14 protein-coding genes are annotated in these 15,800 nt (G+C 60.6%); all 14 read right to left on the bottom strand.

The window, feature by feature from the left end:
• Positions 1–5: 5 nt before the first annotated feature.
• Positions 6–1,358, bottom strand: coding sequence for a S8 family peptidase (locus GA0061098_RS27705; protein WP_091964072.1), 1,353 nt, complete (start codon positions 1,356–1,358; stop codon positions 6–8).
• A gap of 684 nt (positions 1,359–2,042) precedes the next feature.
• Entirely contained in the window at positions 2,043–3,458 is a 1,416-nt protein-coding gene (gene qhpG, locus GA0061098_RS27700; RefSeq protein WP_091964069.1) for a flavin-dependent monooxygenase QhpG, read from the bottom strand.
• Positions 3,459–3,480: 22 nt separating this feature from the next.
• Entirely contained in the window at positions 3,481–4,848 is a 1,368-nt protein-coding gene (locus GA0061098_RS27695; protein ID WP_091964067.1) for a radical SAM/SPASM domain-containing protein, read from the bottom strand.
• Positions 4,848–6,104, bottom strand: coding sequence for a LodA/GoxA family CTQ-dependent oxidase (locus tag GA0061098_RS27690; protein ID WP_091964065.1), 1,257 nt, complete (start codon positions 6,102–6,104; stop codon positions 4,848–4,850). The genes GA0061098_RS27695 and GA0061098_RS27690 overlap by 1 nt, the downstream gene beginning before the upstream one ends.
• Positions 6,105–6,147: 43 nt before the next feature.
• Positions 6,148–7,305, bottom strand: coding sequence for a ferritin-like domain-containing protein (locus tag GA0061098_RS27685; RefSeq protein ID WP_091964062.1), 1,158 nt, complete (start codon positions 7,303–7,305; stop codon positions 6,148–6,150).
• Between the two features lie 1,386 nt (positions 7,306–8,691).
• Positions 8,692–9,666, bottom strand: a complete 975-nt coding sequence (locus GA0061098_RS27675; RefSeq protein ID WP_091964056.1) for an efflux RND transporter periplasmic adaptor subunit — start codon at positions 9,664–9,666, stop codon at positions 8,692–8,694.
• Positions 9,663–10,106, bottom strand: a complete 444-nt coding sequence (locus tag GA0061098_RS27670) for a DUF983 domain-containing protein (RefSeq protein ID WP_091964053.1) — start codon at positions 10,104–10,106, stop codon at positions 9,663–9,665. Before GA0061098_RS27670 ends, GA0061098_RS27675 begins: the two co-directional genes overlap by 4 nt.
• Positions 10,103–10,312, bottom strand: a complete 210-nt coding sequence (locus GA0061098_RS27665; protein WP_091964050.1) for a DUF1656 domain-containing protein — start codon at positions 10,310–10,312, stop codon at positions 10,103–10,105. The genes GA0061098_RS27670 and GA0061098_RS27665 overlap by 4 nt, the downstream gene beginning before the upstream one ends.
• Positions 10,309–12,363, bottom strand: a complete 2,055-nt coding sequence (locus GA0061098_RS27660; protein WP_091964048.1) for an FUSC family protein — start codon at positions 12,361–12,363, stop codon at positions 10,309–10,311. Before GA0061098_RS27660 ends, GA0061098_RS27665 begins: the two co-directional genes overlap by 4 nt.
• Positions 12,364–12,383: 20 nt before the next feature.
• Positions 12,384–12,614 (bottom strand): hypothetical protein, encoded by a 231-nt coding sequence (locus GA0061098_RS27655; protein WP_091964045.1) that lies wholly within the window; start codon positions 12,612–12,614, stop codon positions 12,384–12,386.
• 542 nt (positions 12,615–13,156) lie between these two features.
• Positions 13,157–14,158, bottom strand: coding sequence for a helix-turn-helix domain-containing protein (locus GA0061098_RS27650; RefSeq protein ID WP_245323653.1), 1,002 nt, complete (start codon positions 14,156–14,158; stop codon positions 13,157–13,159).
• A 130-nt stretch (positions 14,159–14,288) separates the two neighbouring features.
• A complete protein-coding gene (locus tag GA0061098_RS27645; RefSeq protein ID WP_091964042.1) occupies positions 14,289–15,047 on the bottom strand; it encodes a sulfite exporter TauE/SafE family protein in 759 nt (252 codons plus the stop codon).
• Positions 15,038–15,346 carry a hypothetical protein gene (locus GA0061098_RS45215; protein WP_091964039.1) on the bottom strand — a complete coding sequence of 103 codons (309 nt, stop codon included), beginning with the start codon at positions 15,344–15,346 and terminating at the stop codon, positions 15,038–15,040. Before GA0061098_RS45215 ends, GA0061098_RS27645 begins: the two co-directional genes overlap by 10 nt.
• A gap of 253 nt (positions 15,347–15,599) precedes the next feature.
• Complete coding sequence (locus GA0061098_RS45210; RefSeq protein WP_165637642.1) at positions 15,600–15,740, bottom strand: hypothetical protein; 141 nt, start codon at positions 15,738–15,740, stop codon at positions 15,600–15,602.
• Positions 15,741–15,800: the final 60 nt, after the last annotated feature.

The raw sequence follows: 15,800 nt of genomic DNA, 5'->3' as shown, positions 1-15,800 counted from the left end.
GCGGCTCACGAAGGTGGCGCCTGGGCAAATCCTTTACCAATGTCACGCGGCGGAAACCGCAGCGGCCTGGAGATCTGGAGCAGGCGCGCCCATAACGCCCAGCCTCGAAATGCATTATTGGACTGCGCGATTAAAGCTGCAATCCCACTTACGTGGGGTGTCGCCATGCTGGTTCCATCCCAGCGATCATACTTATTTCCAGGTAAGCTCGAAAGTATGGCAACACCAGGTGCGGCAATGTCCACCTCCTGGCTGGGGTTCATTCCTCCGCACGAGAACGATGCAATGCGGAAGGCATTATCCACGGCCGCCACCGCCATAATTGTGGACGCATTCGCCGGCGAACCGAGTGGGGCAATCCGCTGCGGACGTGCGCTTTCGTTGCCGGCGGCAGCGATCACCAGTGTCCCTGCGTCCAGACAGACCTGTCCGATCTGCTCGTAATCGTCGCTTGGTTGGTCTCCAAGTCGCGTCGCGGCGCCGAGCGACATCGAAATGATTTGGCAGTTCTGATCCAGCGCCCAATCCATGCCAGCGATGATCGAGCGATCGGTGCCGAAGCCGTCATCACCTAGGACTTTCCCAGCGTAGATTTCCGCCTCGTAGGCGATGCCGTAGCGCGGGCCCGTGGCCGGACGCATCGGACCGCAAGCGGTACCGATGCAGTGTGTGCCATGGCCGACCATATCATCGTCGCTGCTACGGCTCGCAAACAGCTTCTTGGTGACGGCACGACCGACGAAATCCTGGTGAGTGTGATCAAAGCCGGTGTCGAGGACCGCGACCCTGATGCCGGCGCCCGTCAGACTGCTGCCGATGACCCTGGTCGCTTGCAGTCCCCACGTGGCCGTTGTCTCGTCAACGCGCGGCACGGCAGCCCGCTCTCCCTCCACCACGTCGCTGCTGCCCAGCAGGCGATCAACCAATTCATTAATGCCGTCGCGGTAGCCCCGGAGGTAATCCTGATCCAATGTGGCGACGCCAGCGAATGACGCTTGCGCAATCTCGGCGCGTTGCATTCCGGCCGCACCAAGAGCGCGATACGTCCGCTCGGGCCGAACGCCGCTTACGGTTTTCTGCTGCATGGCCTTTTCCACCATGGGCCTCAACCGTTCGTCGTCCCGTCTGACGATGGCGATTCCGAAGCGCTCAAAGTACTGTACATCAGCGCCATCGAAATCATTTGGCACTGCTTTAGCTGAGCGGAAATCCTTCGATGATGCCACGCGAAAACCACTTCCTTCGAGTTGTCTGACACCCGCGCGAGCCGCCTGCGGCGTAAAGCGCACCACAGTGCCGAGGCGTGGCGTACCTTCAGCCTGCTCACTGGCAGTTCGGCGTGTCGATCGCTTAGCCATAAATCCCTCCTAATGTGAATGGACTTCGTCTTATCGGTCTAAATCGAAGGCTAAAGAGTAGTGGCTCTACCTAGTGAAGGATCGGAGACATTGCTCCAAAGCCTTGGCGCTCTCCGGTCGACTTTCATGCAATTCTTGAGACACAAGACCTTGTTTTCATCGCTTGCGACAATAAACATTTCCGCTGATATGGCGGCTGCAGCCGATGCATCGCACATATCCGAATATCCGATGATTGTTGTATTCGGCTCACCTGCAGCTGTGTTGCAGGTCATCGTGAGGAGCAATCCGATAACTCGGAGGTGCTTCATAGCCGTTCCTCTCTGGCCCGCAGAAAAGGTACGCTATTTCGTTAGCCGGAAGTTTCGAGATGCAATTTACAATATTGGGCGAAGCCTTGGGGCTTCCGCGCTGCACAATTTGAATGAAGTATAGCAGTATAATACACGCTAAAGCGATATGCAACTGTCTCCTGAGTGATCTGCTGCGGCTGGGATGGATAACCTTTCGGAAGGCAAGGTGCTCGCTTCACTTCGTCGAGCTTGCTCTGCTTGTTACTTTTCTGGAAACCGGGTCTGGTCAGCGCGATCCCGGCATCGATCGGCGAGGGGGAGCCTACGGATGCTGCCTGGCGCGCGGCGCTTGACGAGCAGATCGCGGACGTTGCGCGGTGAGTTGCAGTTCTCAGACGGCGCGCACGAGGACGTGCTTGCTCCATAGCCATGACGCGATCCTGTCGCCGGTAGCCGACGGAACGTGGTCTCGCCACAAGTTCGGAATGTCGCAATAGGCGAACCGCTGCGGCAGAGCTGAAAGCAAGCGAGCCAGATCGACACCCTCGACGTACGCAACGTCACCGTCGATATTGGGGTGCCTGACGACCTGCCGGACCTGCACGAAGACGCCATCGATCACAGGCGCTGCGCCGAGCGAGACATGGTGCGACACGGCGACCTGGTCGGATGCTGCGCGCGGCGGCGATTCCACGGATGTATCGGCGCCGCCTTCGGCCATTGCTGCGGAGGCATCGCCGGCACGCGCGCGCCAGAATGCGTTCGGATAAATGGCCGCGACCCGCGCATATTCCTGCCTCGTCCTGCCTGTGTAACGACCGATCCGTTCGCCGGTGCGCATGAAGAAGAACCGCCGGGCTGCTTCGGTGTTTTCCGACTTGCGCAGGATGGTGTTGACGACAATTGAGCCTTGCAGGCCCGACTGCAACGCCAGATGGACGCCTTGTGATGACAGCGGGTCGACGCTGAAACACGCATCCCCGAGCCGGATGTAACGATCGCCGACGGGATCCTCGGCGTGGTGACTGGTGGCATCGCAGACTTGCGGAGCGGAACTTTGTTCCCCCAATTGCTCCGGCCGCAAGGCGCGGAATTGCCGAAGCACGCTGGCGTACTGCGCTTGCATGCCGTCTGCCTTGTCTGCTCTGAGGCTGCGCGGATCGCAGAAGACAGATACCACCGCCTGATTGTGCGCCGTCCGGGCGTACCAGAGCCAGGCATCCCTCCCGGCTTCGATCAATCCGTCGAACGCGATAATCCCTGTAAGCGCCCAGTTCGCATGGATCGATACCAGCGGCGGACCGTCCTTGATGCGAGCGCCTGATATGGCCGGGCGCCGTCCGGCTGCATCGACGATGAATTGCGCCTTCAGGCGCTGTTGTCGTTCGTTCGCAGCGATCGTTACGCCCCAGCCAAAATCCTCCAGCCTCTTCACCTCCTGGACCTGGGCCGGCTGATAGATCCTCACGCCCACCGAACGTGATCGGCCCAACATGAGTTCGTCGAGCACGGCGCGATCCACATGGTATCCCTGTTGCGGAACGAGTCTTGCCTCTGGGTCTCCCCACCTCACGGCCGTGAGATGGCGCCGCCAGAATTGCGCGCTCTCGAACTCGCGGGAAAGGCCGAGGTAATCGATGAGTGCGACCGTTTCATCCGATATGCAAATGCCGACATGGCTGCGCGGAAAGTGAAGGCGCTCGATCAGCCCGACGTCGAGGCCCATTTGCGCGAGCCGGATGGCGGCCGAGGCTCCCGCCGGCCCCGCGCCCAGGATCACGACATCATGCTCGGCGGCAAATTCCATGCTTCGTCCGCAGCAAGAGAAATCAATGGACCGTCAGGATACGCTCCAAGCTGTCTGGATTCGACCGCAACAGTTCGGTGTAAAGGACGAGGCAGTAATTCAACCACCCGCGAATGTAGTCGCAGGCCGGGCGCCCGCGCTTGATCGACTCGTAGTGGCAGCTTCCGGAGCAGAGGTAGCGCGCCCAGCACGTGCTGCAGGGAGATTGCTTCTGAAGGTGGCGGCTATCGAGCCAGTTGGACTGCCTGCTCTGATCCACGCCGGTGAATACATCGCCCATCAGGCCATCTTCGTCATTGACGAAGCGGTGGCAGGCATACAGTCCGCCTTCCGCCGACACGCCCATATATCCGCGGCCGGCGCCGCAGGGATACTGTTCCCGCTGCTGGAAATGGATGCGCTGAAGGGTCGTGGTGACGTTCGAGAACGGTAGGATGCGGCCCTGTCGCAAGCTCTCACGAAAAATGTCGCCACACCTGATCAATTGCTCGAGCAGCCGATCGAGGTCAGCCGCGTCCATCTCGTCCTTGCCGCTGGGCGCGCTGACCATGGGCGAAAACATGATGGCGTCGAAACCCATATCCAGCAGGCCCGACATAATCTCGGGGAGGTCCAGGTTCTTCGGCGTCACGGTGACGCGCGCCAAGACGCGATAGCGCCGCCGCTCCGCGACAAACAGGGCTTTCACGTTCCTTGCCACTTGCTCGAAACTGCCCTTGCCCGAGCGGAACGGCCGCAGGCTGTCATGCGTTGCCTCCAAGCCGTCCAGGCTGACCGTCAGCGTAAAGCCGTATTCCTCGAAAAGCGCGATGTCCTCGTGGTTCAGCAAGGTGGCATTGGTCGTCATGGTGAAGCCGATGCGGACGCCGCGCGCGGCGGCAGCGGAAGCGGCATAACGGGTCGACGCGTGCAGCGTATTCCGGTTGACCAGCGGCTCTCCGCCCATGAACGCCAGGGTCAGGCTTTCGCCTGAAGCGGCCTCTCCAACCAGCCGGTCGATCGCGGCCCTCGCCACATCGGGGGGCATGCTACCTGCCGTCCCACCGAATGTTCCCTGCTGAGCATAGCAATAGGTGCAGCCGAGGTTGCACGTCTGCGCAACCGCGAGCGATATTGCCTTAACCGGCACGCTTGCCGGCGCGGCGGCCGGCATCGCCGCCGGGGTCACGATACCGAACGCGAGAGCCGTCAACTCGGCGCGACCGGGATCGCCCAGACGCAACGTTGCGTCCAGGACGTTGGCATGCCTCGCGGGCAGCGGATGGATATTTCCGCTCTCGACATCGAGGGCGAAGTGCCCCGCCTCGCTCTCGAAGAGATGGAGCTTTGCCGAGCGCGGCCGCGTGTGAGCGTGGCGATCGATCTCCTCGACGGGACTGGCGGTCGCCATCACGATGTCTCCGGCGGCAGCTTCTCGGCCTCCACCGGGAACGGCGCCACCGGCACGTCGCCGGCGGTGTCATTGGCGTCTCGCTCAGTGCCGTGCAGGAAGTTGATGTCACCCTCGACGTCGCGGGCGATTTCCATCATGTCGATATTCGCGTTGAGCCAGTCGGGGTCGTTGATGCGCGGGCCGGCGGCGGCAAATTGCTTTCGCGCGAGAACCCGCGTGTTCGGCGCGGCGGTGAATGACATATCACTGGGATAGGTCGACGTCCAGTAGTTCAGGCAGGCGCTCAGATCGGTCTGCCAGGCCGAGCAGAGTCCCGCGGTCAACTGGCCCGGCTTTGCGGTCGCATAGCTCGGCCGGATCTCGTTGGCATCAATGTGTGCTTGTCCCCGCGTAAAGAACGCGTTGGCCGGATTGGGCAACGCCGGTCCGCCGTCGAGGCAGATTTCCATGCCCGGGTTGTAATCGGCATTCATGGTTTTCATCATCGCGATGTCCATGGCGTAGCCGGTGCCGGTAAGGCTGGCGTTCTGTGGTATGTTCAGAAGCGTCCTCGTCTCCTTCACGAAATCCTTGTTCTGGAAATTGTCGATCTGGCCCGGGCCCACATCGGGTGAGTGATCCTGCGGCGCGACGATGACGCAAGCGGGCACGATCGGAATGTCGTCGGCGCCGGCCAGGCTGACATTGATCGAGCCATCGGATGTGGTGTCTAGGATGCCATTGTCCTTCCTGTGGTTGCCGTAGGGTGGAATAGAGGTGTTGTCAGTCTTGCGATATGCCCCTCCCATCGGCGGGATGAACAGGCCATCGCCCGTGATGTCGCCGAGCCAGACCTTGCCCCCCGGGCGCCAGGGATTGTCGCCCTCGAGCCGCTTGCTTTCACCTGCGGTGGCGGAAGCCTCCGCCTCGACCGCGGGCGTTGCTCCTTGGGACCAAACGTTGAGCTTCCGATTGGCTACATTCGCGGTCCAGGTCGCGCGCAGCCCGAGCCTGGTCATGACATCGCCCGTCAATTCCCCGATCTCGCGGCCCTGGTCGTCGTACGCGAAAATCCTGAACCTCACCGCCTGCCGCATGATCCAGTGTTTGCCGTCACGCAGCGACATGTATGTTACGCTTTGCGGGTCGGTCTGCCGCTTTTTCTCGTGATCGAAGAATTCGTAATAATCCGTGTTGCTGGCGAGCCGGGCACAGCCGATGGCCGGATGAATCTTGAAGGCTGCGACACCTGTCAGATCGTCTGGGAATGCCATGGATTCATACCTCCGGTTTGGGGACGCGTAGTTATGGATGCCGTCAGGAGATCGGCGGCGGCTTGGGAAACTCGAATGGGATGCCGGCCTTTACACCTTTCTGCTGGGCGCTTTGAATGATGGCCGAGGCCACATTGGGCATGGTCTGCATGGTTGCCATCGCGTCGTCATAGGCCGCCTTTGCCTGGGCTTGCTGATCGGGAGCCGGGCAGTTGAAAGCCTGCTGCAACGCGTTGATCATGCTGGCGTAGTAACCGTTGAAACGCGTCATCTGCCGACTGACGGTCGGATAAGCGTCAAAGTCCGCGGTTTTGGCGTTGGTGCGGAATTCGTGCACGCCGGCCTCGTCAAACGGCAGATCGCCGCCCGAAAAGGAATATCCGAGTGTCTTGACCCGTTCGTCCTTGACGAGAAAACGCTGCTTGATGATCGACTCGAACCGGTAGAAGTGTGCGGGAATGCCCTCGGCGGTGAGCGGGTTGAAGGGGGCCGTGCCCTCCCCCTGACCGACGACCCAGCGCAGATGCCGGACGGCGGATGCCTTGCCCGTGATCCTGAAGTTGATGTCGTTCTTCAGCGGGTAGGTGTCGGTGTCCTGGTTGCTGAGATAAGCGATCGGCCTGAAATTCGGAACGACCTCCCTTTGCTTGTACGCGTCGCGCGTGGCGTTATCGAACAAGCCGGGAATGGTGTCGCGATCGATGATCTCGATGATGCCCTCATAGAATTGCCCGATCGTTCTGGGCCGACCTGCGACGAGCGCCGTCGGATAATGGACTGGATCCTCCGGCGTTTCGATTTGCATGAAAAGATCTTTGACCAGATCGAGCGAAAAGGAACGGAGATCGAGTTTGAGCGGCGGGTCAAGAATGGTCAGCTGGCAGGGATAGTCGGGCACCGCGGCCACGATGTCGGGTGCGATGCCGATGGCGTTCATGAGATTGGCCACCGCGGTCATATGAAGCATCTCTTCAATGGCCGCCCGAAGGATCAACTCGGAGACCTTGGTATTTGCCGTCGTTAGGCTGAAAACCGCCGACAGATAGGTCGGGATGGTCGCAATTTCCAGCTGTAAGGCGTGCTGCAGCAGCCCGCCGAGTTCCTGGCGCGCGGCGTCGCCCTGGATAGCCGACGTCTGAATGCTGCGGAGGCGCGCATCGAGATGGCGATTGATGGTCAGCGGAGAATAATTTATCGCCATAATAACTCACCATCACTCTAATATCCGGGAATGATAGTGGGGGGCGCCGAAGATCGCAACCAAAGGTTGGTTCGGGCGACTGCAACTTAAGCGCGAGCAAGAGCAGGCTCGCGCGGGCGCCAAAAAGCTGGTTCGTCGAACAATTGCCGATACCCGACGTCAACGGGGCCGATCGAGGCGTGGAAGCGGATCCGGGCAGGTCGCGAGCAAATAGTAGTGGCATAATGCCGCGGCCCGGATTCCCGTATCGTTCAGGAACGTGATGGCGCGCCGACACGATTCGAACGTGTCACCCTTGCCTTCAGAGGGCAGTGCCTACGCATCATGCGGGCTCAATCACCTTAAATGGCTACCTCAAGCGAATGTCGTTATCGGTAATCGCCCCTGGCGCGAAGGTCAGGTCGTTGTTTTAACAGGACAATCAGTCAACGAATAAGGAGATCGGAGGTCCAAGACCTTTGCTATGCGCCGATCCGATCGATCCACTTGCGAAGCAATGACACCGGGAATCCCTCGCCGTAGCCTTCGGCGACCGTCTTCTTTTCGTGTCCAAGCAGCGCCCACCGAAAGTCTTGCGGGCAGCCAGCGGCGCGCAGGCGATCCTGGGCCCGATGACGCAGGGAATGGACCACCTTATCGGGGTGATCGATGCCGCAATTGTCCAGAAATCTGTTCAGTCGCTTTGGCGAGCACAACTCCCGTTAGGCAAACACCCACCCCGGCGTGAGGTCGGATGAATAGGCCAGCAGCGCAGCCCGGCAAGGGCATCCACGCGACGAGAGCACGCGGACCCACCTATGCCTGGCCGCTCTACCTGCCGGCCAAAAATTCTCCCGACGGCCGCGATGAGCGTGGGCCGCAGCAACGGGAGACAAAGATGCTCGACTACACGTCGCGCCCTCAACGTCTGCATGAGCTGGATTACTTGCCCCGACCCGGAACTGATCTGGAATCCCGATGGCCCCGGCCATCTCCTGCAAATTCGCTCGGGCTAAATACACATTTCCGAACACAAGACTCAACAATTGCATATCCGCAACCGACGGCCGCAAGTGGCGTTTAGGATGCCGGAGTCGTGGATCATGTTCAGTCGCAGACCTCGCCAGGCGAGGCGTAAAGTCGAAACAGAGGCTTGGTTGAGCATCTCGTACGTACCCCAAGTGCACGAAACTGACTGCGGGAAAGGCCCAGCCTGATTGATGCAGCCTTCGCGAAGCGGAAGCGGCATCCGGCTATCGCCTCCGATCGGCCATGTTACGTTCGCGAGTGTGTACCGACACCAGCCTCGTGTGCAGCGCTTCGAGAATATGGGCCGTGAAAATACCGGTGCTCAGTATTGTCAGAAACGCTACCAACATTTTGACAGAGCCTTTTATCTGATCAGCTTCAGCCGCACGAGGGGGCGGCTGCGATGGTGCTTCGAGCCATGTGGCACCTGGAGGGCTGGGTGACCACATGTCCATTTTGGGCTTCAGCCGGAAGGCTGCGTGATCCGGAGCCGAGCACCTCGACGGTCGCAGTGGCCCCCGCAACGAGTTCGTTTCGCTCGGTGCCGTCGAGCGCGATCCGGACCGGGACGCGTTGCGCCAGACGCACCCAGTTGAAGGTCGGGTTGACGTTGGCGAGCAGGGTCGAGCCGTTGCTGCGATCGCGATCTTCGATACCGGCTGCAACGCTCTCGACCTTGCCCAGCAACGCACGGCCGCTTCCCATCAGACGCACGTTGACGGGATCGCCGACATGGATGCGCTGCAGCTTGGTTTCTTCGAAGTAGCCCTGGACGTGCAGCGTGTCACTATCGAGCAGCGCCATCACGCCCTTTCCGGGGGTGAGATAGGCGCCCGGACGCAGCTCGTTGTTGGTGACAATGCCGCTGACCGAGGCCCGCACCTCGCTGCGTTCGATGTTGAGCTTCGCAAGGGCAACATCCGCGACGGCCTGGTCATAGGCCGCCTGGGCCGAGCCTTGGATCGCGACGACCTGGTCCATCCGCTGCGTGGAAACCACGACGCCGGGCGTCAGCGCACTATAGCGCTTCAGATCGGCATCGGCATTGTCGAGCATAGCGCGCTTGCCTTCCTGTACCGCCTCTGCCTGCTTGAGCGCGATCTCATAGCGCGCCCGGTCGATCCGGAAGAGCACGTCGCCCTTTTCTACTTGCTGATTGTCCCGAACCAGAACCTCGCTCACAAAGCCGGAAACATCCGGAGCCACGGGCACCACGTCGGCTCGCACATGTCCGTCACGGGTCCAGGGTGCATCAAAGTAGTAATCCCACAGCTTGTAACCGGCCCAAAGTGCGACCAGCACAACGGCACCGGTCAGTGCGAAGCGACGCAGCGGGTTCAGAACGGCTTTCATGGCACCAACTCCTTGGAGATGAGGTTCGGCACAGGCGTGGCTGCAACGCGATCTTGATTGACCCGGCGGCTTCTGGCGGCCTCGAAGCCGTGCATTCCGGTCTGCCATTGCAGGCCAACAATTGTCCCCTTCACGGGCTGCAGGAGAAAGAGAGCCGAAAGCCCGGTGACGGGGAGCCAGATCAGCAGTTGAAGCCAGGCCGGAGGTGAATAGGTCATCTCGACGGCAAGAAGCCCTGACACGACGAGGTGGCCGACGATCGCGATCACAAGATAGGCTGGAAGGTCGTCGGCGCGTTGCGGCGTGTAATCTTCACCGCAAACTTCGCAGTTGTCGGCCACCTTGAGAAAGGCGCCAAACAAGCGGCCTTGACCGCAGTTCGGGCACTTCATCGTGAACCCGCGCCATAGGGCTTTCTGGAGTGAAACGGGTGCTGTCATGAGAATAACTCCGTGGAGCCTAAGACCAGGCCGGTGACCAGGCAGATGAAAAGCGCGAAATCGAAGAGCGCGGGATGCCAGATCCATCGATAGAGGCCGATACGCGCAATCTGCTTGCTGACGAGGCGCGCAAGCGCGTAGGCAACCACACTCCAGAGCAGGAGCGTCGGAACGAGTACGCCGAATAGGTCAAGTTGGTAATTCATGCGGCGATCGTCCCAGGTTCGGTTTGCTGCGGTTGATAGGCCGGCGACTCCGGAAAGAGCCCGGAACGAACGCCGGTGAGACCGACCAGCACATGATCGCGAGCTTCGCTCGTGGGTTCCTGCAACGTCAATGCGATTGCGCCGTCGAGCTGTCCCACCAGGTCATGGGAGAGCGGTCCCGCCGTGTGGGTCCTGCAAATCGGAGCAAGACGAGCGAAGAACGCTTCGGTTGCCGCTCTTGCGCAGCGTGACAGCCCCAGGCTGGAGCGCCTCACGCCGAGAATGTTGAGCGCCGTCCGAAGTTGGCGAAGATTGGCGGCGCCGCTCCTTGCATCGGCCGGAACGATGGTGATGCGCGCAGCAAGCAGGGCCAAGCGATGCTGCATGAGACTGGCAAGCGCAAAGGGATCTTGATCCGAGGTGCGCTCGGCGACTGATGCAAGCGTGGTCCAATTGCTTTGTAGCAATCGCTTTGCGATCCAGTCGGCTCCGGCCATGCGAACGACGCCGCAGGTCACGCCGGTCAGCGCTACACCCAGCATCAGCGCAACGCTGGAGTTGGCATAAGTGATAAAATCGGCCGAATAGGTCTCGGTCAATGCTAGTTGCACCGAGAGATAGATGGCAAGTATGGCGCCAAGGCGTGCGGTCGTGGGCCGCGCAGCCATCCAGCCGAACAGCACGAATGGCGGCATCAGTGCGACGATGAGCACCTCGAGAGTCGTAATCCGCGGCAACACGCCAAACAGGTAGATGCCATGGACGGCGATCACGACGAGGAATAGTCCGTAGAAGTTGCGAAACGCCGGAAGCGGATCGTCCGCTCCCGCGAGAAAGCTGCCGACGACAGCTGCGAAAAGCGGTGCGGCGACCCCGTCCGACCAGCCGGTCGCAATGGAGAAGCAACTGCAGCACAGCACCGCAAGGGCTACGGACCCGGCCGCCTGGAGCGCGGACCAGTAGTCGCGATGCGGGACGGCAACAGCCGCGGCGCCATGAGAGAAGACGAGAGGAAGCGATTCGAGATTGCGCCCCTCGGAGATGGCCTCGCGCAGAAGTTGACAATCCTGCATAACGTCGATGAGGTTGCGGAGCCGCGCAACGAGACCAAAGATCGTGATCTCGATCCAGTCAGCATCCACGCTCGGTGCCGGTCGTACGTCATCGAGTGCTGCGCGCAACGCGCTTGCTTCCTGTCCATCGCGCCCGCCCGCTTCGAGCCATGCCGCTATCCTTGTGCACATGCGGGCGACCCGCGCAGTCGCCTCTTCATGCGAGCTGAAAGGCAGCTTGCGATCTTCGATCGATCCGAGCAGGGGCAGCAGCGACAGCATGTGCTGCCGGAGGAATTGCAGCCCTCGCCCGATATTCGTGGAAGTGGCTGCCTCATAGCCGAGATGGCGTCCTAGCTGGTCGATTTCGGAGGCCGCTGCGGCGAGGCGTATGCGTTCGCTGTCACGCTCCCGATCGCTGCCGCGGCCCGTCAGGACGTCTGCAGCGAGCCGGCGCGCGCCGGCGAGCCATGCATCGGTTTGTGCGGTGACTGCAGAGGCGACGCTGCGCGGCAGCACGAGCATCGCGACGACGCTCGCGCAGACGATTCCGAGGGTGATCTCCTGCACGCGGGAAACCACGATGTCGAAGGCCGACTGCGGCGTCGAGACGATGGGAAACCCGAGCAGCGCCACGGTGTAGCCGGCCAGCATGAATACGTAGCTGCGGGGGGTACCGTCGATCAGCGAGAGATACAGGCAGATGCCAACCCACAGCGCAATGCAGAGGCTGAGCAGTTCCGGCGCATTGACTAGGTTCGGGACGAGCACGATGGTCCCCGCCGCGCCAATCAGCGTGCCCAAAATGCGGTAGACGGCCTTGGAGGTGGTCGCTCCCGTAAATAGGTTCGAGGTGATGTAGACTGACGCCATGGCCCAATAAGGACGCGGCATGTCCAGCAGCAACGCGACCGAAAACGCCAGCATCGCCGCTGCAAAAGTCCGCAGCGCAAAGATGAGGGCGGCGTGTCGGTCCCGGAATGAGGCAGCTTGGGTCATGGCGTCGGCGTACCGTTGCGTCAGCAGTGAGCGGTATTTCTATGTGCGATGCATGACTTCGCGTCAGCCAGCGACGCTGTTGCAAATACGTTCGAAACGCATTCCTGCAGTGCTGGGCGTTCCGCTCCGCAGTCAGCTGGAGGAGCCGACGTCTGCATCACGCCGATGACGTCCGGTTTCAGAAACGCGACGAACATCACGAGGCACAGGATTTTGCCAGCGAACACGGCGAGGCACAAAGCGTCATTCATGTCGGTTCTCGATCAATGGATCTTGGCTGTACTCGTCATAAGGGTTCTGGGCTGCTGCGGCTTTGCACGGATTGCCGATGTATTTTCATTTCTTGCTGTCGGAGTAGCGGCCGCAGCTTCTTCCACCGCAGCGAACGCATCGCGTGGGCTGCGCCGAGAGGTCTGGGGAAAGACTTCGGGGACGAGGTCCGGCGCGAGGCCAGACTCAGCAATGTGTGTCACTGGCGCGTGAGCGGTGTCGAACACTACCCGCTCCGGCCATTTTTGGTCCGAAGTGATGCGCAGGTTGGCCCGTTCGCTCGGAGCGACCGCGGAATGTGAATAGGCAGGAGGCGCTGGGAGCAGCCAGTCGGCCGCAAACAGCAACACGAGGAGGGCGCCTCCCACCCACACGAAGTATTGACGTATCGGCACGTCGAGCAGCCTTTCAATGAATGACTTAACCCGGCGAAGATAGCCGGATGACGGCCCGCGGGCTTTGCATCGCGTGCTCTCGTCTTGTCATTTGTTGCTGCCGGCTGGCTCGCAAACGATACGCAGGCTCAGGCAAAAACCGAAAGCGAATGCCTGACGTCCCTCAGAAAGGATTTGGATGCTTGTGATCCCGCCGTCTGACGATATTGACCTGGCGCCTGCCCGGTCGCCTGCTTGAAGGCTCGCGTGAAATTGGCTTGGCTGGAAAAGTTGAGCGTCAACGCGATGTCTACCAAGGGCCGGTCGCCACGTATCAACAGGGCTTTCGCCCGCTTCAGGCGCTTGGCACTGACGTAGCGATGGGGAGATTCTCCGACGGCTTGTCGAAAGGCTCGCGCAAAATGGTATCTGCTTAGACACGCGATCCTCGCCATACATTCAAGGCTGAGGTCACCCTCCAGGTTCGCATCAATGTAGTCCAGCACACGAAAGAGTCTGCGCTGATCGAGCCCATGGTGAGCACGACGAGGAAAAAGTTGAGTGCGCGATGCGCTGGTCCGCTTTTGAAGCAACCTCGCCGCCAGACTGGATGCGAGGGATTCGACGAATAGACTACCGGCGGAAGTTTCAATCTTTAGCTCGGAGGCGACGGCAAATCCGATCTCGGCCAGCAGCGGATCTTCGAAAGCCGTTTCGTAATTTAGAGCGTAGATTACCGATTCACCGGTCTCGGTATCGAAATTGCTCGACGAGAAGTGGCTTAGCGGAAGATAGATGTGCAAGAATTCGGGCAGATCTTCAGCGAAATCGACCGCACCCTCCTGCAAGCCGGGCGGAGAGAGCCAAACCGTACCTCGCTCGGCGACTATCTGACTTTCGATGCCCGGGGCCCGCCGCGTAAGAATCGTTTGATTGCTCCGGGTGGCGACGCAAATCCGGATATCGGATGGTGGACTCCTCCACGGGCCAACCCCTCTTCTAGCAGTGCACAATTCGGCCGACAGGCCGGACCAGCCCCGATCCGTCGAAGACAGCAGCAGCTTGCCCGGACAGTCTCGATCCCAAACGCCACGGTGCGGCCACTGCTCATAGCGGCCTGCGGCCGCCGGCTGCTCTGATTGCATCTCCATGTGGCGCTCCAGGATGCATTCATCATTGTTGCGAAGCTAACTTGGCACAGGTGGCGCAATTTGCTCGTTATCGGTTGTTAGAGGCTGTTAGTGTTTGCGAGTCCCATACCAAGCCGCGGGAACAGCCGGCTCACATGAGGTAGCCGGAAACTCCATCCCATAACAATTTCAGCGCCGTCACGACCAACAATCCGTAGCAGACCCGATAGATCTGGCGCTGGTCCAAGCCTCCGTGAAGCCGCCAACCCGCCCACACGCCAGCGGGAATGGCGAGCAGGCAAATCGCCATCAACGTCCAGACGTTTCCCGTCGGCTTCACCAGCAAGAGCCATGGGACGGCCTTGGTCGCGTTGCCGACAGTGAAGAACAGACTGGTCGTTCCTGCGTAGACCTCCTTGCTGAGGCCGAGGGGCAACAGATACATTGCGAGCGGCGGTCCGCCCGAGTGCGCGACCATGGTCGTCACGCCCGAGGCGAGGCCGGCCGTGATGGCTTTCGGCGTCGAACGCGGACGCGTTATCACCTCCGCGCCTGCAGCAAGCCACAGTGCCACGAAGATCAAGGTGGTCGCGGCCATCGCGATCGCGATGGCGCGGTGGTCAAGAAAGCGGAACAGCAGATAGCCCAGTCCGATCCCGGTCACGAGACCCGGCAACAGCAGCAGAAGATCTTGCTTCGACCAGGTCGAAGGCTTCCAGTAGCGAAGGGCGAACAAGTCCATCGCGATGAATAATGGCGCGAGAAGGCCGCCGGCGGTGACCGGATCCATCACGAGCGACAATAGCGGAATGCCCACAATCGAGAATCCGCCGCCGAACGCGCCCTTCATGAAGCAGATCAGGAACACGCCGGCAAAGGTGACCAGGATCGTGGCGACGGTCAGCTCCATGTCGGTGACTCCAGGGTTGGAGCGCGCCGGCGCTCGCGCGAAATCGCTACCGCCGCGGCGGTCACCATCTCTTCGTCCGCTTGAGCAGAGAAAGTGATGAGACCGTCGACGGCGGCCTCGATCTGAAAACGGCGGATGCCGATGTCCCGCAGTGCGCGGTCGTCGTGAAGATAGGCAATGGCGGTCCGTCGGCCGAGAAAGCCCTCGAACCTCTCGCAAGCGCCGGTAAGCAGCCGAGAGGCGATCCCGCCCCCTTTGATGGCAGCAGGCAGGATGATGGTCGAGACTACCGCAGGCATTTTGGTCTCCAATGTTCCGAGTTAGGATCTCAATGCTCCGAGCGGCGGACATTCATGGCTGGCGCTGTCACACGCCCGTGAAACGGCTTTGAACGCTGGCTTCTCGATATGTTCCCGGGTCGACAGAATGATCCGAGACATGTGTCGGTGCAATCAAAACATTGCACCGAGTACAATGTCGAGAGTTTCGCCGGTCCGTCGCTGGATGTCCGAACAGGAACGACTGGTCGGCTGCGCAATGCCGGGCTAACACTCAGTCATCCGCCGAATTTGGGATCATCCACGCCGCAACCGTCTGCCAGACGCCGTCGTTCGACTTGCGCTGATACGTGACGAAGTCGGCGTCGTCGCTGTACTGGATTTCGTACCGATAGGATTCGAGATGCCTTGTCATTGAACTCTCCTTGTCAGTGTTGAGGACGGCGTTTCTCACGCCATCATCCAAGGAGATCGA

The sequence above is a fragment of the Bradyrhizobium shewense genome (assembly GCF_900094605.1).
GTDB classification, from domain to species: Bacteria; Pseudomonadota; Alphaproteobacteria; order Rhizobiales; family Xanthobacteraceae; genus Bradyrhizobium; species Bradyrhizobium shewense.
The sequence above is the reverse complement of the archived record's forward strand: the minus strand, read 5'-3'. Positions and strand labels throughout refer to the sequence as shown.